The organism is Vibrio tapetis subsp. quintayensis (assembly GCF_030409945.1).
GTDB lineage: Bacteria > Pseudomonadota > Gammaproteobacteria > Enterobacterales > Vibrionaceae > Vibrio > Vibrio quintayensis.
This window is the reverse complement of sequence record NZ_JAUFQV010000007.1, coordinates 13679-37783: the sequence shown is the minus strand read 5'-3', so window position 1 is coordinate 37783 and position 24105 is coordinate 13679. Positions and strand designations below refer to the sequence as shown.

Sequence of the window (24105 nt, the reverse complement as noted above, 5' to 3'; positions counted from 1 at the left end):
ATTATGGAATCCCCGCTTGAACGCAAACTTAAACGTGAAATTGCTGCCAGAAAGCAGGCTGAACACCTACTCGAAGCCAAAAGCCTTGAGTTGTTTTCGACCAATCAGAAACTTCAAGGAGCGTTAAAGGCACTTGAAAAAACATCAGATAACAACTTAAGAAAACTCGATTTTCAAAGTAAAATTGATGCTATTTTGATTGATTTTGGTCGCACTTTCTTAACTAAGGACCTCGATGAGGTCGTGCTCGCGAATTTCACTCATAGGTTATGCGACAATACAGTGGTCGAGTCTAGTCGGCTCACGTTCAATAAAAACTGTAACTTACATCTCACCCTATATTGTTTCGGTAACTTTAATATTGAATACGTGGAAACTACAGAGCATTACTGGCTAGAAAACTTATTACATATCCCGTTAAAGTTAAATAATCAATTCCTTGGTACCCTCTCGGTCAGAGTCCGAGATTACGACGGTTTTAAAGACACGATTCAAAATTCAATGACACTGGTCGCTGAACTACTGCTCAATGCGGTGAGCCATCAAGTCGCGAGACTGAAAAACATTAAATCGAGAAAACGGGCTGAAGCATCGGAACGTTCTACGCGAGACTTTCTCGCCATGATAAACCACGAACTGAGAACACCTCTGAATGGGCTGTTGGGCAGTGCAGAATTGCTACATGACGCGCAACTCAACGATCATCAGCAGCAACTGGTCAAAAACATTGAGCAATCTGGCGAGTTCCTTAGAACCATCATTAATGACCTATTGGACTTCAGTAAAATCAACGCGGGCATGTTTGAACTGATCCCACGTGTATTCTCTTCATCAGAACTCTACGATACATTAACCAGTATTTTTTCTATTAAGGCCCAAGAAAAATCGCTGGGATTCTCTATCAGCGCAACCAATGCCATCCCTGAGTACTTTAACGCCGACTTGGAGCGGATCACCCAAGTGTTGGTCAACGTAATTGGCAATTCAATCAAGTTTACTGAAGTTGGATCGGTCAACGTTGAAGTCACCTGGCAAGAACCTGAGTTACTTCTCATCATTAAAGATACCGGGATTGGTATTTCTGAAAAAGCCCAACAACACTTATTCCAACCCTTTACTCAAGCAGATCTTAGCAGTAAACGCCAGTTTGAGGGCACAGGTCTTGGCTTAGCGATCTGTGGACAATTAGTCAGCTTAATGAAAGGCTCCATCAAACTCAGTAGTACGTTGGGGCTAGGTTCCACTGTAGAGATCACCCTACCACTCACGATTGCCAAGCAACCAGCTCAAATAACAGTTGATACCAACCCATCATTACCCAATACAGAATCACCAGAGCTTTCGATTCTAGTAGTGGAAGACATCCGCATGAATCAAATTGTGATTGAGCAAATGATGTCTAAATTTAACCTAAAACCAGACCTCGCCAATAACGGCCTAGAGGCTATCGACGCGGTCGACAACAACAATTACGATCTGATTTTCATGGATTATCGAATGCCTGTTATGGACGGGCTAGAAGCAACCAAAAAGCTGAGGAAATCTGGCTTTACTGCACCAATAATTGCCCTAACCGCAGGAACGACGTCGAATGAAAGAGAGCTGTGTATTGATGCCGGCATGAACGATATTCTAACCAAACCCTATCGAGGGGTTCAGTTAATAGAAATGATCAAAAAGTGGAGCTAATAAGAAGCAATAGATTACAGGTGAGGCTAAAACAACCATTCCACTAACAACTAATGCTGATATTTCTGGCAAAACTTCTGCTCAAAGCTTTGAGGTTTCAGCGGACCAGAGACCAACTCTCCCTGACCAATTCGGCACCCTTTTTCTTGTAGAAAATATGCTTGTGCTTCTTTTTCGATCCCTTCCGCGACTACCGCCAAATTAAGATCTTTTGCCATCGAAATAATGGTCGAACATAACGCCCTATCGTTACTGTCTACCTCAATATCAGCCACAAAGCTGCGGTCAATTTTAACCCCGTCAACCTGAAATTTACGCAAATATCCGAGCGATGAATACCCAGTCCCAAAGTCATCCAACCACACCTGTATGCCGAGTTCTCTCAGTGAAATTAATGTTTGCAATGACTCGTCTTCATTTTGCATCAGCAAACTTTCAGTGACTTCCGCGTGAATCCGATGGGGAGGAATATTCTTGATTTCCAGTTGATTACGGAATACATCGACAATTTGTTGTCGATAAAGTTGCTTGGCTGACAGGTTAACAGAAACATAAAAATCAGGGCTGAGTTTGCCTTCCCATTCTTGCAATTGACTGCACACTTGCTCTGTAATCCACTCTCCAATAGGAACAATAAGCCCTGTCGCTTCTGCTATTGGAATGAAATCATCAGGACAAAGTATGCCCTTGTTTGGCATGTTCCAACGGACTAACGCTTCGGCTCCGAGTAGCTCTCGGGTTTTAATGTCAAAAAACGGCTGGTACCAAACTTCAAACTGAGACATGTCCGACATCGCAACCCGCATTTTCCGCTCTATCCATGCTTTATGTCGCACTTGTTTTCGCATCTCATCAGTAAAGTGGCTGTACGTTCTTTTTCCCAGAGCTTTAGCTTGATACATGGCAATATCTGCATGCTTGATCAATTCTTCCGCGTCTACCCCATCATTTGGGTACGTAGCAATCCCAATACTCCCACTGATCACCACAGGCTCTTTTTTCACACCCACCGAAATAGGAGAGCAAAGAGAATCCAGCAATGAATTCGAGAACTCAAATAACTGTTGGATGTCTCCTGAATACGGAACGCACAGTAAAAACTCATCCCCGCCGATCCGAGATACGATGCCACGATTAGCATGCCAGGTTCGAGGAGCCACATCATTCGCTCCAATACCGTTAACCACTGAATGGTGAAAATGATTTTGGTAGTCGATAATCTGTGATGTTAATCGACTCGACACTTCACATAGCAATAGATCACCAGCATGATGACCAAAGTTATCATTTACTCCTTTGAACTCATCAAGATCAATGAACAGAATCGCCAACGAGTGCTGTTGCGCCGCGCCCTTTTGATCGATGACTTCAGAGACTTGCTTAATGAAAAGAGTCCGATTTGGAAGTTCTGTTAAGTGGTCGTGATAGGCTAGAAATTCTATGGCTTCTGTTCGTTCCTTTAAGCTAGCACTCATTTCATTGAACGTATTCGCCAATTCCCCCACTTCATCATTACGATCAATCGTATTATCGTGCAGGTAGTCCCCCTGCGTAATTCGGCGTGCATGTCCCACCAGCAATGTAACAGGAGAAATAATCGTTCGAGTAATTAAAAAAGACACCACGATACTAACTACACAAAAAACAAAAGCCAAAAGTGCAGAGCCTAACGTCCCTGTTTTGCTTGCTTTTAGATTGATGTTTTCAATAATCGACCGTGTTTGTGCTATATCTTGTTCGATACCTTCAACAGATAGCTTTAAAAACAATCCCCCGAGTAACTCATCGCCAATATAAAGCGGCTTGGCGTACAGCAATTGGTTATTTACTACTTGTTGGTATTCAATACCAAGCTTCAATACCGCTTCTTTCACATCGGGCATATCAAATGGTATGCCGTAGCTGGCATCAACCCGTTGACCTGTATGAAAGGTATTTCCACTCTCGTCAAACACCACGATCGCTAACACTTCTTCGCTTTTTAACGCCGGTTCAAGTAACTCATGCACCCCTTCCATATCAAATTTGTATATAGGGTTAATGAGCGCCTCTGACAAATAATTGGCTGTATAAGTAGCGCGTTGCTCCAGTTGTGATAACAAGCTCTGCGACACTTTTTTCGATGTTTGCTCCAATATTTGATTAGAAGTGAAGTAAAAGCCTAATACTTGGATCATAGAAAACGTAATCACAGTGACAACCACCATGACAGTATTTGATACGGTTATTCTACTTTGTAATTTCATTGGCTCTCATTCTAATCGAGTATTAAAGCATCAAAGTTTCATCAACCAAGGGTTTAAGCTTCTCGACCCATTCAATGCCAGACATGGTATGAGCATCTATCGAATCAAATTTTTTGGTTTTTTTATACCCACTCATTGCCTTCTGACCTTCCTCTGATAAATGGGCCGAAAACAACACACCTTGAATGTCTTGTTTTAACTTAGGATCCATATTTGGCCTAACTAACTCAAGGGTTCGAGGGACAGATTGACTGCGATAGAAAACTTTCATTTTTTCTTTGAGTAATTCAGGGATCTCGTTGTTCCAATCGACATCACTGAAAGCCGCCGCCGCAACAATACCGTTATACACCCAGGTATACATATTGATTTCGCCACCGGAAGTGGTCAGCTCGTCAGCAAAAATATAACCTATCGAGCCCTCTGGCGGTGTTTCTCTAGGTGAAGTGAGTTCGAATAATGTATAGCCTTGTTCTATCAACATCGCCGCAGGAATGTAAAATGCACTGGTTGACTCTCTGTCTTCAAAAACCACCGTTTTGCCGATCAAATCATCAAAAGAGTTTATATTGTTATCTTTTAAGGTGAAAAACACCGAGGCGTATTCTGCTACGCCACTTTTCCATCGCCGAGCAATAAGCTCTCCCTCAGAGCGACGAACTAATGCTTGCGCGGAAAAGACGCTTTCAGAGACCAAATCGACTCGTCCTTGTACCAACCACCGTGACATCTGAAGATGATCTTTCGCCACCACGACGTGCCCTGTGGTGATGCCATGATGAGACAGATTACGGGCTAAATACCTTGCAATTGGCATGCTTCTTTTTACCGCATTTTTAGGGTTAGAGCTGATGACCCCAAGGACGATCTGGTCAGGGCTCATAGACGGTTTGATCGTATATTCTTCAGTTGACTGAGCCAACGCTGTAGATGGCATCACGCCAACGTACATTCCTAACAAAAGTAGAAATATCTGGGAAAGGCGGTGGGACGAATAAGAAAATAAACCTAACATTATGCATCCCTTAATCAATTCACAGGTTGCTAAATACACTAATTGCTAAATTAAGAATAGCAAATAAGACAAATTAGTCTCTTTTTCAGACACTAACCGTACGATTTTTTTGAACTCCAACCAGCCACTGTCAACAGGCAAAAAAAATGCGAGCTCATCAAGCTCGCAAGAAAACCATTACTTGACGACTATTCAGCGCTAATTTCACCTAGCGGCAACCAGTCAACCTTAACGCCTGCCTGTAAGAACATATCTTGGCTTACTCGGATTTTGTCTCCCCAGCGAGATAAGAAATCTTCGGTTTGTTCAGGACAGTGCACTGCCTTTATTCCCGTTTGAATGATCTTTGCCGCACAATTTGGACAAGGGAAATGCGTCACCCATATATCACAATCGTCTAAGTCACGTTTAGCAAACAGAATCGCATTTTCTTCGGCATGCAGCGTTTTAAGGTACTTCATGTCTCGTTCATCGGTTTCTGCACTGTCTGAAATACCATGTGGGTAACCGTTAAAACCAACAGAAACAATTCGATTATGTTTGGTGATCACCGCGCCTACTTGTGTCGATGGGTCTTTACTCCAAGATGCCACCAATTCGGCCATTTGATTAAAGCGCTGAGCCCATTTAGATATCATGTAGATTCCTCTCTTTCACTCGTGTCATTTTAATTCGATTGTGACTAATCTACTGATAGTAGCTTATTTTGTGACTTACCCCTAACATTTCCGAGTAATTACTTGCGAGGAAATTATGTCTTTCTGGCATTCATTACTCATAGATTTGTTGCTATAAATCGCTAGAATGGCCCTCCAGATACAGATTTGCTTTGAGAGAATTATGGAACGCGATTACACCCTAGATTGCTTGATGACGATGCCACGCCACGAATTGGAAGAATTTAGTATGCGGGTAATGACTCGTATGGTGCCAGAAGACGTGATGAGCGAGCTTTTTACATTCGACAAAGAAGAAGTCGATAATGAAGAGCGCATGAAGGCGGCTCAGTTTGACGCAATGCTTAGAATGACAGGGATCGCGCTAGGAGAAGTCTGTCAAGCTTTTTCTGACTCCGATAATGCAAAGCAAAACACCGAACGAATGACCCGCTTGGTGTTATGGCACTTCTATGCTATCTCGTTTAATTTAGAAGAGGCGATCACACTTGAAACACACTGTGCAAAAGTCGAATCACTTCTAGTAAGTGCGCCAAATGATGCATTTGGATGGGTCAAAACACTCAATGAGCTGTTGCACTTTTATGCAGAACAAAACGAGCACGCAGAACAAAACTAGGCAGAGCAAAGTAAATAGCCTAGCCTCTATTACTTTGTACTCATAAAGGTAAGAGTCACCCTTGACTCTGACTCTTACCAAATAACATTAATGTGTCTCATATCACTTAGCTGAATGCAGTCCAATCATATTGCCTTCTGTGTCGGTAACCATCGCAATAAAACCGTACTCACCTATCGACATTTTTTCTTGTGTCACACCGCCACCGGCAGCAACGACTCGTGATTGTTCTAGCGAGCAATCTTCACAAGAAAAATAGACCATGGTGCTATTCCCACCGGCAGAACAACCCGCCATTTTTACCAAAGCGCCCGTTGCCCCATACTGTTCCATGTCTGAGCCAAATGACCACATTTCCATATTCGTGTCTTTAGGGTCACCTAACCTTTCGAGAACCACCGTGAAGACTGTTTGGTAAAAAGCTTTTGCTCTTTCAATATCATCCACATATATTTCGAACCAACCTACTGGATTACCTTGCATGTTTTGTCCCTCATTGTGTCTTTATCAAATACAACATAGGACATACATTCAACATTTTCTAGCAAGCAGGAGGCAACAAGAAATGGATTCCAATAAACGAGAAATCACAACTAAAATCACAACCGTTTTCGTGCTCTGTAAGTGTGCCTACTGATCAAGCAACTGGGCTTTACGCTCGTTCTCACACTCATAAGACGCCATTTCAAATTCACGGCAAATCCAAGGACGATTTTCGTAAATGGTACACATCAGTGTTTCGCGATCAACGGCTGAACACCATCCGTCGTCTAAACGCAACATCGTTTCGCCTCCCCATTGGTCGACCGCAATGTGCTCCTCTGGAACGCCCGTATCGGTAATGATCATAACCTCTAAGCGACAACAACAAGCTTGGCAGTTAGCGCAGGTTATTTCTTTTGTTGGAATGTTTTTTATATTAATGGTCATGCATATCTACAATAAGATCCGTTGCCGCATAGTACTCCAAAAAGAAACTATTTATCCGGATTACTTTTTATTGCTAAGAAAGAGTTTTACGTAACACCATATGCTCATCGCTGGTATCGGTGACTTCCCATCCTAATTTTTGATAAAGAGTAGGAATGTGGGTGTAAACATATAAAGACAATTCTCCATTGTGTTTCGCTAGAGACTCTGCGCGCCGTATTAGATTAGAGCTGACTCCCTGCTTTCTGCTCTTTGCTTCGACAAGAACTGCATTTATCCAAAGCGCCTGTCTATTTGCATTCGGCTCCGGAAATCGCGTAAACGCCAAACCACCGACCAAATCAGCATTGGAAAGCGCAAGTATCGGTAATGGCACTTCAAAACCATTCACAACCGGTGTGTAAGGCTCAAAGTCAGGCCATTCCGATTGAAATAACCGTGTCACTTCCGTTAAGTATCTGCTGCCAGTTTGCGATTCGACTATGTCTATCATCACTATGCCCATTGTATTAATACGTATTTAGACCACTTAACCTGCATCGCCGCTTTATCAATGGCGATAGTTAGGTATAATCGCCGCATTATTGCGTCATACCAACTGTTAGTGAGTCTCCAATGTCAAAAATGTTTTTTAAAGGCCGTATTGAAACCAGACAGAACCATGTTCAATCTGGCTATAACGTGAACCGCGATGTAAAAGCGGGAAGCGAAGAAGCACCAATTTCAATTGTGGTAACAACAGAAGAACGTAAAGCTGAAATTGAAGCTATCGTTGCTGAAAACGCAATCTTTGCCAATATCCAAGTAGACCCAATTCAAGAAGAAAACACACTAGAATTGGACACAATCCTTAACAAACCAAAAACCACGACGTTTGCAAAAACACCAAACCGCAACGACCCATGCTCGTGTGGGAGTGGTATAAAATACAAAAAGTGCTGTGCGTAATTGTATTCGCTAAGTGATAAGCACTTATTGCTAAAACTGAAGTGGCGATTTTATTCACTTCAGTTTATCACTTAGATTTACTCGTCTTCCCCACACTTAACACACGCATCATACGTCCTTTCTCCCTCACTGATAACAATATAGCGGCCAACACAGCGCTCACATAACACCAATATAGGGTACGCATCTTTACGTTTTTTCGCGTTCGGATCGCCTTCCGTCGTATAGTGCTTTCTCATTGTGACTCCGTATTCATTAATTACGGCAGCATTATAACGCCCAACGACCAGAACGCATACAAACCCGTAATGAATAACCTCATAATGGTAACGAAGGCAAACCGTTAATTGATATACAAGCCCTTGAGTGGTCTAATAACGCCATAGCGCACCAATACTTTGGAATCCATTGATGTCACAAGACAACCAGCCTACTCTTTTCTTCTTCGACTATGAAACTTGGGGAGTAAACCCAGCCATCGACCGACCGTGTCAGTTTGCTGGGGTTCGTACCGATATGGATCTCAATATTATTGGTGAGCCGTTGGTTATCTATTGTCAGCCACCTAGCGACTATTTACCGGCGCCTGAAGCTGCGTTAATTACCGGCATTTTGCCGCAAACGGCGGTTTCTAAAGGGTTGCCTGAGCCTGAATTCATCGCGAAGATTCATCACGAACTGGCGACGCCTAATACTACCAGCCTTGGTTACAACAGTATTCGTTTTGATGACGAGGTTTCTCGTTACACGTTATACCGTAACTTTTTAGATCCGTACGCTTGGGCTTGGCAGAATGGTAACTCTCGCTGGGATTTGCTGGATGTGATGCGTACTTGTTACGCCCTTAGGCCGGACGGCATTGAATGGCCTGAAAGAGAAGACGGCTTTCCAAGCTTTAAACTTGAGGACTTATCAGTTGAAAATGGTATTGAACATGCGAATGCCCATGACGCCATGGCTGATGTCGTCGCAACGATTGAATTAGCAAAGAAAGTAAAGCAAGCGCAACCAAAGCTATTTGATTACCTATTTAGTATGCGCCACAAACGTAAACTGAATGAGTTAGTCGACATCGTTAACATGACTCCGCTCATGCATGTTTCTGGCATGTTGGGTTCTGAATGTGCCTACACAAGCTGGATGGTGCCTGTCGCTTGGCATCCGACCAATAAAAATGCGGTGGTCATGATTAACCTGGCTTTTGACCCTCAACCATTAATCGACCTAGATGCCGATGCAATTCGTGACCGAATGTACACTAAGCGCGACGAATTAGCCGAGGGAGAACTTCCTATTCCGGTGAAACTGGTACAGCTGAATAAGTGCCCGACATTGGCGCCAGCAAAAACGCTGACCGCAGAAAATGCCGAAAAAATTGGCATCGATCGCGAACAATGCTTGAAGAACTTATCGCTGATTAAGCAACACCCAGAGATCCGAGAAAAGCTGACGGAGCTTTACAGTAATGAACGCAAATACGACAAGAACCCAGATGTAGATACTCAACTATACGACGGTTTTTTCTCACCAGCAGACAAAGCAGCGATGGACATCATTCGCAGCGCTAAACCTGAAGATCTCGGTGAACTGGATATCAGTTTCAACGATGATCGTATTGCACCGCTATTATTTCGTTATCGTGCTCGGCATTACCCTCACACACTGAGCGAAGCTGAACAACAAAAATGGGCTGCACATTGTCGCGATTATTACGAAAGTCGTATTGAAGAGTACATGCTTAATCTTGAAAACTTAGCTCACGAACATGAAAGTGACGAATCAAAGTTAGCTATATTAAAATCCGTTTATCGCTATGTAGAAAAACTCGTCTCATAAAGGCACACCTATGTTTAAACGCCTTCTCGGCTATGTGGTTTCACTTGCTGTCATCATGGCCTGCTTATTAGCGGGCCTCGCTATCCAATCTGCTCTAGGCACGTCGATACCTGGTAGTATATTCGGCATGCTATTGCTGTTTGCTTTGCTAGTAATGGGGATTGTGCCTGTCGAATGGGTTAAACCGACCTCACAGCTTTTCATTCGCTATATGATCTTACTGTTTGTTCCTATCAGCGTTGGATTAATGGATCACTTCGACATGCTCGCGCAGAACGCTCTTCCTATTTTAGCAAGCGCCGTAGGTGGGACTGCGATCGTATTGGTGTTATTGGGGTTGGCGCTAGAATACCTTCTAAAAGGAGAAAAATAGTATGTGGCTTGTTATCACCATCGCTGTTTTCTTTTTTGCTCGGGCAGTCAGTCAGAAACTGAAAAATCCGATAATGAACCCTCTGGTGATCAGCGTCACTATCATCATTTGCGCGCTATTGTTACTCGATATTGATTTTCCTACCTATTACGCAGAAGCAGACTCATTGAGCTATTTGTTGCAACCTGCCGTTGTGGCTTTAGCGTACCCTTTATACTCGCAGTTGCCCGAAATCCGGACCCGCTGGAAGATCATCCTGTTGGCTTGTAGCGTTGGCAGTATTATGTCTATGCTGACGTCATCACTCATCGCTATTTACCTAAACACAGACTTAACTCTGATAGCCAGCTTACTTGGTAAGTCGGTTACTACTCCTATAGCGATGGAAGTTTCCAGTAACTTGGGTGGTGAGCCGGCAATTGCCGCAATATTTGTTCTTATTGTTGGATTATTTGGGGCAGTATTTGCTTATCCTATCTACAATTTAGTGGGTATTACACATCCAATCGCCAAAGGGTTAACCATGGGTACGGTTTCTCATGCACTGGGTACATCCACTTGTATTGAAAAAGACCCTAGAGATGCGGCGTTCAGTAGCTTGGCACTGGTGCTATGCGGTGTCATCACCTCTATCTTGGCTCCGGCATTTTTCTCATTGGTCGTTTGGCTAAGCCACTGAGTGACTTCTGTACGCTTCAAACAAGGTTGACGTAGATCTCATATTTTTTAGATGTAATCAATTACATGTGTGACCCCTCTCAATTCATGCAACGAACATTGTCGTTACATTTACAACTGCGACAGGTGTCACTGTTAATGTTTCTGTTTGACCTAGAATGATGTTCATAACATAAAAGGATCACGTATGAACGAGCGTATTGAACAAGTACTCATCAAGATGCCAGACAGCATTGCTAGCACTCTTAAAGCCATTCTCAATGAAGAACATTATGACGCGACAATTTCTAAGTCACAGTTTCAGTCTTTGTTAGATGCTTCAGGCCTAACCGATCAAGAGTTGCGACTCGCCCTACTTCCATTAGCGGCGACTTATGCCCATGTTCCTCTATCTGAATTTTATGTTGGCGCTATTGCTCGTGGGCTTTCTGGTCGTTTGTATTTTGGCGCTAACGTCGAGATGTCTGGTGTTCAACTTGGTCAAACTGTACATGCAGAACAAGCCGCAATTAGCCATGCTTGGATGAAAGGTGAAGAAGGGCTTATTGATGTTACTGTTAACTTTAGTCCGTGTGGCCACTGTCGACAATTCATGAATGAACTGACAACCGCAAAAGACCTCATGATTCAATTGCCTGAGCGAGAAGCACTGTCTTTACATACCTACTTGCCAGACTCATTCGGTCCAGCAGATCTTGGTGTTACCGAAGGCCTTATGACAAAAGTTGATAAAGGCGTTACGAGCGACAGCAGCGACGAACTCATACAGCAAGCCGTTCACGCTCTAAATATGAGTCATTCACCTTATACGAAGAACCATAGTGGTGTTGCCATTCGTACCACTGACGGCGTGATTGTTAGAGGTAGTTATGCTGAAAACGCGGCGTTCAACCCTAGTTTGCCACCTCTGCAAGTAGCACTGGTTCAAGTGCTATTAACCGGTAAAACATTTGCCGATATTGAATCTGTCGCGTTGGTAGAAATGCTTGAAAGCTCAATGAGTCATTTAATTGATACTCAGGGGACAATGGAAGCGATCAGTCCCGATGTGCCAGTAGAATACATCGCCTACTAATACCCTATTTCAATAAAAAACACCGACAACTAAGGGCCCTTTTTAGGGCCTTTAATGTAAAAAATGACCTAGCGCCTAATCAATCTCCTTTCCAAACAACCCCACTTGTTGCTGAATTGTTCAAAAGCTAAACAACCAGAAATTTGATTACAATTATTTTGTATCTATCTTATGGCAAACGATTGCGTATTGATCATTTTTCAGTATGATCCGCAGCAACTCACAAAATGAATAGGGTTCAACATGTCTGTTTCTCCAAAAAGTATTGGTACGGCTTTAGCTAAAGATGCTACTCGAGTTTTGTTACTGGGTTCTGGTGAGCTTGGTAAAGAAGTGGCTATCGAATGCCAACGTTTAGGCCTTGAAGTCATCGCCGCTGACCGTTACGAAAACGCACCAGCAATGCAAGTTGCTCATCGTTCGTATGTGCTTGATATGCTGGATGGCGAAGCCCTAACAACCCTCATTGAAAAAGAACAACCAGACTACGTTGTGCCTGAAATTGAAGCCATTGCGACAGACACGCTTGTTGCACTTGAAGCAAAAGGCCTGAATGTTGTGCCAACCGCCCACGCAACGAAGCTAACGATGAATCGCGAAGGCATCCGCCGCTTAGCAGCAGAGGAACTCGAGATCCCGACATCTCGCTACCGATTCGCCGACAGCCTGGAAGACTTTAAACAAGCGATTGAGTTTGTTGGCATCCCTTGCGTTGTAAAACCTGTAATGAGTTCATCAGGTAAAGGGCAAAGCGTCATTAAACACGCTGATGATATTCAACAAGCATGGGACTATGCTCAAGACGGTGGCCGAGCTGGGGCTGGTCGCGTTATTGTTGAGGGCTTCATCGACTTCGATTACGAAATTACTCTATTGACGGTACGTGCTGTTGACGGTGTTCACTTCTGTGCACCAATCGGTCACCGCCAAGAAGACGGTGATTATCGTGAGTCATGGCAGCCACAGGTAATGAGCCATACGGCCCTTGAAAATGCCCAACGAGCGGCAGAAAAGGTCGTTAATGCTTTAGGTGGCTATGGCATATTTGGCGTTGAGTTGTTCATTAAGGGCAACGACGTGATCTTTAACGAAGTGTCTCCTCGCCCACACGATACAGGCATGGTCACACTTATATCTCAAGAAATGTCAGAATTCGCACTGCACGTGAGAGCATTTACAGGCATGCCAATTAACAGTATTACTCAATACGGGCCTAGCGCATCTGCCGTAATTCTTGGTCAAGGCACGTCGACGAATATTCGTTTTGACGGTGTTAGAGACGCACTTAGCGCACCGCAAACCCAAGTTCGCTTGTTTGGCAAACCTGAAATCGACGGACGCCGCCGCTTAGGAGTCACACTGACTCGCCGTGACTCAATTGAAACAGCCGTTGAAGATGCTGTCGAAAATGCTGCGAAAGTCACTGTGCGTTACTAAACACTAACTTAAACAAAAAGAGCCAACGACTCAATCGTTGGCTCTTCGTTTTTATTCTCTTTCCATATTCTTGAACGCCTAACGCCCGTGGCCTGTTGCCTGTTGCCTGTTGCCTTAAATCTCATCCCTATCTTCAATCAACCACACTTCTTCTGCAAAACGAGACAGCCCTTTTTTGATTCTTGGATGCGTTTCATCGGCATCGTCACGATACAGTTTAGTGAGCTTCATGCCAGAAAACAGCTCGCGAACTTCTTGCTCAGGAACACTAAATGGGGGGCCGGACATCTCTTCTTGTGGGTAATCCAGCGTCACCAGCAACATTCTGCCGTTCGTTTTGAGTAAACCACGAATACGTTCAGCATAGATAGGTCGAATTCCTGCTGGAAGAGCTATTAGTGCCGCTCGGTCATAAACAAGTTCTACCGGTTGTAATGGCGCGCTGAAGAAGTCGCCAACATAGAGTGATAGCTCATCGAATTGATAGAGAGTATGGTGATTATCTAGCGGGGTAACCAGCGGTGTATAAAGATGCTCTGAAAAAAAGGAACGAACAGCAATATCACTCAGTTCCACACCATGAACTTCATCATGCTTTTGGGCAAGCCATACTAAATCTTCAGATTTGCCACAAAGCGGCACCAGTACATTCTTTTCACGGCTTGGCGACAGTTGAGGCCAGTATTTGATGAGCAGAGGGTTTACATCATCTAGATGAAAACCTATTTGATTGGACGCCCATTTGTTATGCCACAGCTCTTGATCTTGCATTTGCTTTACTCATCTACAAATTATGTAACGAGAATACCGAATGTACGTTAGTTAATAAAGTAAAACACCATCATGCACTCGTGCTTACTAGGTAAGTGGTTTGTAAATTGAATGTCAATTCATACGCTTGTAATGAACCAGCGCTATTACTGTGTGGTCTTAATCACGTTATTAGGGTTGTATTTAGGTACGCTGTCCCCATATAGTAAGTACGTCAGTGAAAAACTGGCCGCACGCTGTTTGAGAGACAAAGTAACCTTATTAGTACACCCTATTTGACTGGGTCCTTAAGGAGTGTGAATGAACCTATTTTTAAGAACGACTGCACTAATGCTGCTGCTTTTAAGCCGTGCACCATTAGCTGCTATGCCGTTGAATGCTGTCAACCTAACAGACGGTCGTACCTCTAACACCTCGCAAAATCAAATCAGCTCTCGCTCATTCAAATACAGCTTGAGTGGCCTCTATGCCATTGAATCATTCAATAGCGATCCTATTCAGCCGTATACCGACTTCGACGTGCTTTACTCAAAAGCACACCAAGCACAATTCGAATTAGAGTCTTTGTGCAAAAGTACGGCGATGTTGAGTGGCACTCAAGCATTTTTCTCAGGCATAAAATCAGCAGACAGAGCCAAGCAAAAAATTGAACTCGAACTTAATGGCAACACCAATAAGATCACCGACCTGGCTCGTGCAACAATCATTGCCGATGACGTTGAGGGGTTAATGGCGGCGTACGAGACCCTAACGCGTGAAGCGACGGTTGTTAAAGCAAAAAATAGATTTAAAACGCCGAATAAATCAGGGTATCGTGATTTGAATGTCGTCGTTGAACTACCAAAAACTAAACTGATGGTTGAAGTTCAATTGCATTTAAGAGCCATTGCTGATGTGAAAAGCGGCCCAGAACATGACATTTACAAAGTGATTCAAGGGATAGAAAGAACGGCTGTTGCTCAAGACCGCTCTCTTAATGAGTTTGAAACGGGTAAAATTGCCCAACTAAGAAACCAAGCATTCGACCTATATCATCAAGCTTGGCAACCTTATATTTCCCCACAGGCGACAGCTGCTTAACAGAGTCGGCCTTGATGTTTATTCAAGGCCGACAATACTTGTGCTTAGCTAGTTATCAGCCTTTAGCCTTTCACTAAAGAATACAAAAAGACCACGCATATTGGCGTGGTCTTTGTTTTCACTATTAGGGCTACTTCTCGACTTCGATACTCTCGACGCGAGCTTTTAACTTCTGCCCAGGACGGAATGTAACGACTCGTCGTGCGGTGATTGGAATGTCTTCACCGGTTTTCGGATTACGGCCTGGTCTTTCATTCTTGTCGCGAAGGTCAAAATTACCAAATCCTGATAATTTCACCTGCTCGCCGTTTTCGAGTGCCTTTCGAACTTCTTCGAAAAAGACTTCAACCGTGTCCTTGGCATCCCGTTTACTATATCCGAGCTTTTCAAACAGGTTCTCAGCCAGATCGGCCTTGGTGAGCGCCATAAAACTTTCCTCAAAGCTGTGTTAAACTTAGCTACCAATCAGTAGCGCCAAAGCAATATGAAGAGTCAAACAACTTAAAATTGACTTCATGTTGAAAAGTGTAAGCCAACCTCATGATTTTGGCTAATTTTTTTCTAAATTTCTTGATCGGCTCCACTCAACTTTGGTGATAGTTCAATCAATAAAAACACAGATAATCAACGGAATTTGCTGGCATCAAGACATGCTATAGAATTTAACCCTAAAAACAAACCACATACCAGTCGATTACCCCAAAGCAACGTAATTGAAAAATAATTCTCTTTTTGTCATATTTTTCATGATGTTGAGGGAAACAAACCGAATTTTCGTCTAAAACAGCGAGTTCACTTCCATTTTATGCATATCGTTAATAATCATATACTTCGCGCAAATTGATAGAACTATAGATTAGATAATTAGTTCTTCCATAAATACTCGTCCCAGCTATATATTTTAGCGTTCAACTAGAAGCTCCACTTGATTTGACCAAACACCAAGGTACTCGCGCTTTCGCTAAACAAGCTTTCCGGGGCACCATCAAATCGTTGTGCAACCGCCAACAACTGAACATTATTCGACAGAGAATAACTGCTATTTACACTGAGATACACAGAGCCATCTTGATAGTAAATCGATGAGAATGTAATTCGACTTAAAGGGGAAATATCAAAGCCAAGATCCGCATACATGGTGTGTTTGGTGAAACTTAAGGTTCGTGCGGTAAGTGGTAGGTTTAAGTACTTAATTGCGCTGTCTGTGGTTTGCGGGTTGGATATGTACAACATCGCCATTCTGCCTATCCAGTTTCGAGCGCCGCCAAAGCTATAGTCGGCTTCTAAACTCGCAATGGTGCTTTGCTCAAGCGGCATCGATTGCCATTCATCTTGAGTCGGATTAAACCAACTTAGCTCGCCTCTCACTCCCGCCCCCGAAACATCACCAGCAAAACCAGCCCCTAGAACGTGGTCTAAGCCTGACTTCCCAACCATAGCTTGGTAGTCCCAACCATCGTGGTTAAATAGATACCGAGCAGCATAGCTGTCTAGTGCTTGATCTTCACTCGGGCTGTAAACGAGGTCAACAGAGCTAGCAAAGCCCAGTTTTCTGCTTACTGCAATGGCATCGCTGCCGCTGCGCTCTTCATAATCAAAGTCGTATATTGAATATGAGTTAAAAATGTCGTTCGGATTCCAAATAGTCGTCATAGCCCAGTTAATTCGAAAGCGTCCCACGCGGTTTTGCCAGTCCTCGTTTTGCCACTGAATATAGGCTCTGTCGAACTGCGAGGTACCAATAACACCATCGTTATCATGCCAATTACTGGTTAAATCTAGATAGCCAGGATCGTGACCGATAAGTTCACCATAACCAGGCATACTAGGCGTATCTCCCCATAGCACTCTGTTTCTCATGCCTAGGTTGACCCTTAAATCGGAGTGAAAACGATACTCGTAGTTAAATCTCTGGTGAACTAGGTGATCCAACGAGTTGCTCGAGTTGTCAGGCATCGTCGAAGTCGCCATGTATTTAACATAGCCATTTAGGTCCCAGTTTTTTTCAGGAACTAACCCCGGGATTTGCGCAAGCGCTACGTTCACAACGAGTGTAGTGCTGATAACAGACCAAATAAAGCATGCTGTAGTCCATTTTACGCGCACTTTTATTCGCCCTTTCATTCAACTTCCAAACGGCTAGATTCACCTTGTAGTTTATCTTCTTTGAGTTGGCCATCTTCAAAAACAATGACTCGTTTTGCTCTTTTGATGACTCGTGGATCGTGAGTAGAAAAGATAAACGTTGTGCCCTCCTGCTCATTCAGCCGTTGCATAATATCCAGCAGCTCTGAGGTACTTTTAGCATCTAAGTTCGCCGTTGGTTCATCAGCCATCACAAAGCGAGGTTTTGGTGCCAATGCTCTTGCCACCGCGACACGTTGTTGCTGCCCACCAGACAGCTTTGAAGGTACTTTGTTTTGCTGATCGCCTAAGCCAACTTGCTCTAATAAACTGCTCGCTCGCTCACGACATTGCGCTTCACTGTGGCCCTGAAGCTGCATGACAAACTCGACGTTTTCCAGAGCAGTTAATACAGGTAGTAGGCTGTAATCTTGAAAGATAAAGCCGATATGGTCTCGTCTGTAGCCTATCAACTCCTTTTCTGACAATTGGCAAATATCACAATCGTCAATGAACACTTTCCCAGAAGTGGGTTTATCTATGCCACCAAGCATATTCAGTAGCGTGGTTTTCCCCGAGCCCGATGGCCCCATCACTGCAACAAACTCGCCCTGCTCTATGCTTAAATCAAGATCTTGAACGGCATGCACAGGAAACTCAGTATCTTGATTGTATGTTTTTCGTAGTGCTTTGATTCGAATTGTCATGATCAATGTTTCTCCGACATGGCTTGCGCAGGGTGTTGTTTCAATATTTGACGAGCTGGATATAAAGCGGCAACTAAACTCGCCAACACCACGGTGACAAATATCATTTGATAGTCAGACGCAGCAACATAAGGGTATAACATAGTATCCATGCCATAATTCCCTAGCGCTTCTGCCATCATGGTCAAATTGATGCCACTGTGACCGAGTATTGTCATGAGTACAAAACTACTGACAACTCCAAGAGCCGCCCCTGTCACTCCTAAAAAAGCAGACTCAAGCATGATTAAACTAAAGATTTTGTGTTTCTGCATCCCTACAGCCATCAATACGCCAAACTCTTGGGTACGCTCAAACACCGACATCAACAAGATATTGATAATGCCAAACCCCATTGCAATCACAAAAATCGCTAACATCACCTGATTACTGGTTTTCATTGAACCTTGCATACTGGCAAGTAAGGGCTGAACTTGTTGCCAATTTCTTACACTGATGGTTGATGATGTGTGCTTATTAAAACTTGCACCAATATGGGTTTGTAGCTTCTGTTGAAAGGCTTTAACGCCCTCAACTGATTGGTTATTAACTAATACCGCAATTTCATGAACCCCAGAAATGCCTGCTAACTTACTTAAGTCACCTTTTCTAACGTAAACATTGCCGTCGTCGAAGGTGGTTGACGGTGTTTTGAAGATACCTCGAACACGAAATGCAGCACCCGATACGTCATTATTGGTATCAGAAAAAGTTAGCACGACTTTAGAACCGATACGCAGCCGCAATCGTTCTGCTATTTTTTGCGAAACAAGAACTGGGTTGCGCCCTTCAACTGAAAGCCACTCACCCTCGACTATGTGCGCCGACAACGGTGTGATTTTTTGCTCTTGAACCAAATCAACGCCATTAATACGCACTCCTCTGGTACTTCGCGCTGAGGCGACCATCCCATTGGCCAGCATTCTGCCTGAATAAGCCTCTACATCAGCGGAATGTTCAAGGTAGTCCAGTAACGCATCAGAATTCGGGATTACGGTATTGATTTCTGGACTATCAACGTAAGTTTGCTGATGCACTTGAACGTGGCTCGTTTGCCATGAGATCGCATTTTTTAACATGCTATCAATCAATCCCGTCATGAAACCCATCATGAGCGATACGCCAAGCAAGCCAAACACCATCGCGCCGAGCATGATGCTCGTTCGCATTTTATTACGCCATAAGTTACGCCACGCAAGCTTAATGAGCATGAGCGCCTCCTTTTAAAGCACTGACCAATTCAAGTTGATAAATCCGCTTCATTGGATAAATTAAGCAAAGCAACATCAGGGTTAATACAATCAGGATTTGGTCAATAAACAACGACATCTTAATCGCAATTGGAATGACAGGTTCTAACCCACTTTGAATCATCAATTTCGCAGTTTCCCCCGTTAACTCAATCGGGTTATAAAACAGATAAGCTAATATCGGCGCCGACACCACCAAGCCAATAACCACACCGAACAATGCCATCATTGCAGACTCAAGCCCTATCAATGCAATCAATTTTGACCGCACTAAGCCTGTCGCCAGCATGACACCAAATTCCCTTTGGCGCTCTAACGTCATCATCATAATAGTGGCAAATAGGCCAAAGCCAACCACACCGTACAAGACGTACATTAGAAAGATGCCTCCCGCTTTATCCATTTGAATATTTTGCGCAGTTTCTGGCGATAGATCCGTCCAGTCTCGAACGTTTACCTTGTCTTTATATATCGACTCTAATTGACCCGTTGCTATCGGGACCTCTTCTAAAGCGTGGGTATGGAGAACCCAGTTAGTCACCTGTCCCTCTGTGCTGTACATCAGCTTTGCTTGTTCAAGAGGCATATAGACCAATTGACTTTCTAATTGAGGTGTCGGAAACGAAACAAGCCCTTTAACGGTGTATAAGCCCGCAGCTGTTTGGCCTCGGTAACCTTGCCCATACAGCACAAACTCATCGCCTACTGTTACGTTCATAACGCGAGCCAAACTTTCCCCAAGTAACACGGCTTTATCGGAAGCGGCAAAATAACTTCCCTTAACGATTTTATCGGATAAGTTGGAATAGGCGTCTTCTAATGGTGGGTCAATTCCGATGACCATGACGCCTTTAGACTGGTCTGTCGCCGCGGCCAACGCAAAAGATTCGATCCTGGGCATTACAAACGCCATAGAAGGCAATGCTTTGGCTGGCTGAATGAAGTCTTCACTACCCGGTAGCAAGTCATCAATGCTGCTACTTTCCACATAGTCCGGATGCTGAAGCTGGATAAGCCCAGTGTAAAAGCGGGCGCTGTTCTCTATAGAATTTGCGTAAGTACCCTCTTGCATTGACCGCATAACCAACGACAACACCAATGCTAACGCAAGTGCTGAAGCCGTCAATACGGTACGCCGCTTCTGTCTCCATAGGTTTCGCCAAGCCAGTTTCACTAACATACATAGCCCTTGATAGTCTTAGTCGCGCAGTGCTTTCATTTGAGATTGTGAGAAAAACTCATCACCTATTTCAAATTCAAATTGAGCTTCATGGGTGATCATTTCAGTTTTTTGATCCGGTTTGTCTGCCGGAATCATCTCCATCCTTGTTGCCAACATTCGGCCACCCATTTCTTTGATTTCAAAAGTGCTCATCGTATTGACCAACTCGTCGAACTCATCATAAAACTCGACTTTACGTTGTAAATAGGTGTCAGTAGAGACCCATAATTTGACCTTGTTCCATACCACAGGTGCATCTGGCTTCGCGTACGCGTTAATTACCCATGTGTTCTCACTATCAAATTTCTCCTCTCCCGCCATTTTGTGGTCATAGTCGACAACAATGGAAGACTGATTAATAAGATCGTCATTAGTAAAATCTGAACCCATCCAAGACTGGCCCAGCATAGACGGTGCTATTTTGATGACCCGCTCAATACCCGGTATCCAGTTCCACATTTCTTTTTGTCGCTTAAGAGACGATGCACCTTTATCTTTTGCGGGTGCTGTAACCAAGACTAACGACAGGTCTTGCCCCTTAGTCCAAGACTTCATGCTCATGCTGCGAGTCCAGTCTGGGCGAATGATATTCATTGTGGAAACGGTGTAGCTCGATGAGCCTCGCATTTGCTGATCAGAGCGTTGCACGATCTCCTTAGCGGACTGTGTTGTTGCAGAAAGTGTTTTTTCAGAATGAGTTGAAGATTCAGCTAATACAAAAGAAGACAAACACAGAGTAGTGATGCTTAGAGTAAATAAACGTAACGCGAGGTGCTTCATAACAAAATCCTATTAGAGATTGACGAAGTTATATTGGCACAATTTGGCAGACTTAGCATCCGCAGTGAATCAAAGAAACACGTTTAAAAACATGTAAGTTAATCTATCAAGGAATAAAAAGGCCCCCAACCAAATGGAAGCCTAAAATGTACGATTTTGTATCGTTTTAAATTTTAGCAAGTTGCAACAGTGCTGCATTACTGAGAAGCAAATTTAACTCTGGAGGGCACTTGGAACGCTCCGGAACAAACACACACACATCTTCATTATTACGTGAAGCTTCTTCTAATAACTTAGAAAGATGGGAAATAGAGTCATAAGGTTGCCTTGCAGCATCTCGACGGCATAAGTCAACGAATTCAAACGGGCATGAGCTCGGGTACAAAACCATCTGAGTCTGTTGCATCAAACGTAGGCTTTTAATAGAGAGCAGCTCTACATCTTGCCCAAATTCATGCCAAGTAACACGCTTCGTAGGCTCGTAAGCCTGGTTAATCAACGTTTGATACACATCTTCTAGCGCTTCTCTGCTACTCGCGCTATCAACCAACGGATGTGCGAAAAAGGTTTCCCAGAAACGTCTTCTGCTGTCTACGCTATCTAAATTCTTTTTAATGCTGTTGCGTTTTGACGCCGCGAACTCAGCTTGTAATGTCAAATTCTGGGCCAATACCGATTCAATTTTTTCGCGAATATTTCGAATGAGAACAGGGGATGCTCCGCCGCTTGAAATCGCGACTTGAATACGACCGCGCTCTATCATCGATGGGGTAATAAAATCACAAAATGGCAAGTCATCTACCACATTGACCATGATTTTTTGGTCTTTAGCATCTTGATAAACTTGATGATTTAAATCTGGATTATCGGTTGTCGCCCAAGCTTGTACATACCCTTTCATCATATCCGAATGATAAAAAGATTTTTCCCAGACACATTGCTCTTGATCGACTAAGTTCATCAAAAAGGAGTCAATTTTCGGAGACACAATCGTCACTCTTGCACCCGCTCTCACAAGAGCATCGACTTTACGAGAAGCGACCTCTCCTCCTCCAACAACCAATACGGGCTTGTGATTTAAGTCAAAAAACAGTGGAAAATATCGCATCCTTTACCTTTCTACTCATTTATATATGCCTATAAAGTCTAACAAAAATGGGGCATTGACGATATGCCCCACCCAACACGGACATCATTTAGCTTCGAAATTTCAACTCTATAAAGACATATCAACTACATATATGCAAGAAAATGAGATTAAAACCCAATAAATGTATCAATATTGTAACAATACCTCTGATGCACAACGTTGGAGCGCGGTTGCACTATTTACAAACTAGTTACATTTGTTCATTCTAATTACGTCAAGTTTTGTGACGGTTCTCAAAAATTCTTTTAAATTAACTATTTGAGAAACCACAATTCTTTTCCTACGCTTATAACTAGTTGATTTATTGTTAGGTCGTTCGAAACAATCTGTCAGCACAAAATGCTAGTTTTTTTAACGTGAACCGAATTGGTTCGGTTTTACATGGATGATACAGGAAGGATTCATATGGCGAACAAACTCACTATTCTTGCTTCAGTAGTAGCAGCATCAACTGTCATGATGGCAACATCAGCACAAGCTGCAGAAAGCACATTAGCGAAAGTGAAAGCAAAAGGCTCACTACAATGTGGTGTTAGTACTGGCTTGCCTGGTTTCTCTAACCCGAACTCTAAGGGTGAGTGGGAAGGAATCGACGTAGAGTACTGTCAAGCTGTTGCTGCTGCGGTATTAGGCGACAAAACAAAAGTTAAATACGTACCCCTAACTGCGAAAGAGCGTTTTACTGCACTTCAATCAGGTGAGATTGATGTTCTTTCACGTAACACAACGTGGACACTGCACCGTGATACAGCGCTAGGTTTGAACTTTGTAGGGGTTAACTACTACGATGGTCAAGGTTTCATGGTTAAGAAAGACCTTGGACTAACAAGTGCTAAAGAACTTGATGGCGCATCTGTCTGTGTTCAGTCGGGTACAACAACAGAGCTAAACCTTGCGGATTACTTCCGTAACGAAGGCATGTCTTACAAGCCTGTAGTATTTGATACTGCCGCTCAAACATCTAAAGGGTTCGATTCAGGCCGTTGTGACGTTCTCACAACAGACCAATCTGGTCTATACGCACTTCGTCTTAACCTAGCGGATCCTGCATCTGCAGTTGTATTGCCAGAAATCATTTCTAAAGAGCCTCTAGGCCCTGTTGTTCGTCAAGGCGATGATGCATGGTTCAACATTGCTAAGTGGACACTAAATGCAATGATCAATGCTGAAGAGTACGGTATTTCATCTAAGAACGCAGACCAAATGCTTAAATCTACCGATCCAAATATCAAGCGTATCCTTGGTGTTGATGGTCCAAAAGGTAAAGGCCTAGGTTTGAGTGATGACTGGAGCTACCAAGTTATTAAGCAAGTCGGTAACTATGGTGAAAGTTTCGAACGCACAGTTGGTACAGGTTCTCCTCTGCAAATTTCACGTGGCGTGAACGCGTTATGGAATGCAGGCGGCTTCATGTACGCTCCACCACTTCGCTAATTCCACTACTACAATAAATCAGAAA

General features: G+C 43.5%; 25 protein-coding genes. 10 read left to right on the top strand and 15 right to left on the bottom strand.

All coding sequences use genetic code 11. The annotated features are described in order from the left end of the window. The first annotated feature begins 3 nt into the window (after positions 1-3). Positions 4-1689 carry an ATP-binding protein gene (locus tag QWZ04_RS02060; protein WP_290324475.1) on the top strand — a complete coding sequence of 562 codons (1686 nt, stop codon included), beginning with the start codon at positions 4-6 and terminating at the stop codon, positions 1687-1689. A 50-nt stretch (positions 1690-1739) separates the two neighbouring features. Here QWZ04_RS02060 and QWZ04_RS02055 read toward each other — a convergent pair whose 3' ends face one another. The 3 genes from QWZ04_RS02055 to QWZ04_RS02045 all read right to left on the bottom strand — a co-directional run bounded on the left by QWZ04_RS02055 (position 1740) and on the right by QWZ04_RS02045 (position 5588). Further along, positions 1740-3935 carry a bifunctional diguanylate cyclase/phosphodiesterase gene (locus QWZ04_RS02055; protein WP_290324473.1) on the bottom strand — a complete coding sequence of 732 codons (2196 nt, stop codon included), beginning with the start codon at positions 3933-3935 and terminating at the stop codon, positions 1740-1742. 22 nt (positions 3936-3957) lie between these two features. After that, positions 3958-4950: a phosphate/phosphite/phosphonate ABC transporter substrate-binding protein gene (locus tag QWZ04_RS02050; RefSeq protein ID WP_290324470.1), complete on the bottom strand. Its 993-nt coding sequence runs from the start codon at positions 4948-4950 to the stop codon at positions 3958-3960. A 188-nt stretch (positions 4951-5138) separates the two neighbouring features. After that, positions 5139-5588 carry a dCMP deaminase family protein gene (locus QWZ04_RS02045; protein ID WP_290324468.1) on the bottom strand — a complete coding sequence of 150 codons (450 nt, stop codon included), beginning with the start codon at positions 5586-5588 and terminating at the stop codon, positions 5139-5141. A 202-nt stretch (positions 5589-5790) separates the two neighbouring features. Here QWZ04_RS02045 and QWZ04_RS02040 point away from each other — a divergent pair, with 202 nt between their 5' ends. Continuing rightward, positions 5791-6246, top strand: coding sequence for an exoribonuclease R (locus QWZ04_RS02040; RefSeq protein ID WP_290324466.1), 456 nt, complete (start codon positions 5791-5793; stop codon positions 6244-6246). A 102-nt stretch (positions 6247-6348) separates the two neighbouring features. Here the strand turns inward: QWZ04_RS02040 and QWZ04_RS02035 are convergent, their stop codons facing one another. The 3 genes from QWZ04_RS02035 to QWZ04_RS02025 all read right to left on the bottom strand — a co-directional run bounded on the left by QWZ04_RS02035 (position 6349) and on the right by QWZ04_RS02025 (position 7669). Continuing rightward, the gene (locus QWZ04_RS02035; RefSeq protein ID WP_290324464.1) at positions 6349-6729 is read right to left on the bottom strand and encodes a VOC family protein; all 381 of its coding nucleotides are present in this window, start codon (positions 6727-6729) and stop codon (positions 6349-6351) included. A 147-nt stretch (positions 6730-6876) separates the two neighbouring features. Then, a complete protein-coding gene (locus QWZ04_RS02030; protein ID WP_290324462.1) occupies positions 6877-7176 on the bottom strand; it encodes a YkgJ family cysteine cluster protein in 300 nt (99 codons plus the stop codon). A 73-nt stretch (positions 7177-7249) separates the two neighbouring features. Then, positions 7250-7669, bottom strand: coding sequence for a GNAT family N-acetyltransferase (locus QWZ04_RS02025; RefSeq protein ID WP_290324460.1), 420 nt, complete (start codon positions 7667-7669; stop codon positions 7250-7252). Positions 7670-7791: 122 nt separating this feature from the next. Between QWZ04_RS02025 and QWZ04_RS02020 the strand changes: the two genes are divergently transcribed. After that, positions 7792-8124, top strand: a complete 333-nt coding sequence (locus QWZ04_RS02020) for a PBPRA1643 family SWIM/SEC-C metal-binding motif protein (protein ID WP_290324459.1) — start codon at positions 7792-7794, stop codon at positions 8122-8124. A 77-nt stretch (positions 8125-8201) separates the two neighbouring features. Here QWZ04_RS02020 and QWZ04_RS02015 read toward each other — a convergent pair whose 3' ends face one another. Continuing rightward, complete coding sequence (locus tag QWZ04_RS02015) at positions 8202-8363, bottom strand: hypothetical protein (RefSeq protein ID WP_290324456.1); 162 nt, start codon at positions 8361-8363, stop codon at positions 8202-8204. A gap of 172 nt (positions 8364-8535) precedes the next feature. Between QWZ04_RS02015 and sbcB the strand changes: the two genes are divergently transcribed. The 5 genes from sbcB (at position 8536) to purT (ending at position 13523) form a co-directional block, all read left to right on the top strand. Beyond that, a complete protein-coding gene (gene sbcB / locus QWZ04_RS02010; RefSeq protein ID WP_290324454.1) occupies positions 8536-9960 on the top strand; it encodes an exodeoxyribonuclease I in 1425 nt (474 codons plus the stop codon). A gap of 10 nt (positions 9961-9970) precedes the next feature. After that, complete coding sequence (locus tag QWZ04_RS02005; protein ID WP_290324452.1) at positions 9971-10333, top strand: CidA/LrgA family protein; 363 nt, start codon at positions 9971-9973, stop codon at positions 10331-10333. Between the two features lies 1 nt (position 10334). Continuing rightward, positions 10335-11012: an LrgB family protein gene (locus tag QWZ04_RS02000; RefSeq protein WP_290324450.1), complete on the top strand. Its 678-nt coding sequence runs from the start codon at positions 10335-10337 to the stop codon at positions 11010-11012. Positions 11013-11198: 186 nt separating this feature from the next. Next, positions 11199-12086 carry a cytidine deaminase gene (gene cdd, locus QWZ04_RS01995; RefSeq protein WP_290324449.1) on the top strand — a complete coding sequence of 296 codons (888 nt, stop codon included), beginning with the start codon at positions 11199-11201 and terminating at the stop codon, positions 12084-12086. A gap of 243 nt (positions 12087-12329) precedes the next feature. Next, a complete protein-coding gene (gene purT, locus QWZ04_RS01990; RefSeq protein WP_290324447.1) occupies positions 12330-13523 on the top strand; it encodes a formate-dependent phosphoribosylglycinamide formyltransferase in 1194 nt (397 codons plus the stop codon). Positions 13524-13637: 114 nt separating this feature from the next. Here the strand turns inward: purT and QWZ04_RS01985 are convergent, their stop codons facing one another. Continuing rightward, complete coding sequence (locus QWZ04_RS01985; protein ID WP_290324445.1) at positions 13638-14294, bottom strand: thiopurine S-methyltransferase; 657 nt, start codon at positions 14292-14294, stop codon at positions 13638-13640. 300 nt (positions 14295-14594) lie between these two features. On the opposite strand from QWZ04_RS01985, the gene QWZ04_RS01980 reads away from it, so the two are divergent. Then, a complete protein-coding gene (locus QWZ04_RS01980) occupies positions 14595-15374 on the top strand; it encodes a RelA/SpoT-related domain-containing protein (protein ID WP_290324444.1) in 780 nt (259 codons plus the stop codon). A gap of 130 nt (positions 15375-15504) precedes the next feature. Here QWZ04_RS01980 and ihfA read toward each other — a convergent pair whose 3' ends face one another. The 7 genes from ihfA to QWZ04_RS01945 all read right to left on the bottom strand — a co-directional run bounded on the left by ihfA (position 15505) and on the right by QWZ04_RS01945 (position 22604). Further along, positions 15505-15801, bottom strand: a complete 297-nt coding sequence (gene ihfA / locus QWZ04_RS01975) for an integration host factor subunit alpha (protein WP_102521522.1) — start codon at positions 15799-15801, stop codon at positions 15505-15507. Between the two features lie 485 nt (positions 15802-16286). Then, a complete protein-coding gene (locus tag QWZ04_RS01970; RefSeq protein ID WP_290324441.1) occupies positions 16287-17498 on the bottom strand; it encodes a hypothetical protein in 1212 nt (403 codons plus the stop codon). After that, positions 17495-18205 carry an ABC transporter ATP-binding protein gene (locus tag QWZ04_RS01965; RefSeq protein ID WP_290324440.1) on the bottom strand — a complete coding sequence of 237 codons (711 nt, stop codon included), beginning with the start codon at positions 18203-18205 and terminating at the stop codon, positions 17495-17497. Before QWZ04_RS01965 ends, QWZ04_RS01970 begins: the two co-directional genes overlap by 4 nt. Positions 18206-18207: 2 nt before the next feature. Next, positions 18208-19455 carry an ABC transporter permease gene (locus QWZ04_RS01960; protein ID WP_290324437.1) on the bottom strand — a complete coding sequence of 416 codons (1248 nt, stop codon included), beginning with the start codon at positions 19453-19455 and terminating at the stop codon, positions 18208-18210. Then, entirely contained in the window at positions 19445-20674 is a 1230-nt protein-coding gene (locus QWZ04_RS01955) for an ABC transporter permease (protein WP_290324436.1), read from the bottom strand. Before QWZ04_RS01955 ends, QWZ04_RS01960 begins: the two co-directional genes overlap by 11 nt. A gap of 18 nt (positions 20675-20692) precedes the next feature. Next, positions 20693-21496, bottom strand: a complete 804-nt coding sequence (locus QWZ04_RS01950; RefSeq protein WP_290324434.1) for an outer membrane lipoprotein-sorting protein — start codon at positions 21494-21496, stop codon at positions 20693-20695. Positions 21497-21662: 166 nt separating this feature from the next. Continuing rightward, positions 21663-22604, bottom strand: coding sequence for a siroheme synthase (locus QWZ04_RS01945; protein ID WP_290324433.1), 942 nt, complete (start codon positions 22602-22604; stop codon positions 21663-21665). A gap of 447 nt (positions 22605-23051) precedes the next feature. Between QWZ04_RS01945 and QWZ04_RS01940 the strand changes: the two genes are divergently transcribed. After that, positions 23052-24080, top strand: a complete 1029-nt coding sequence (locus tag QWZ04_RS01940; protein ID WP_290324431.1) for an amino acid ABC transporter substrate-binding protein — start codon at positions 23052-23054, stop codon at positions 24078-24080. Positions 24081-24105: the final 25 nt, after the last annotated feature.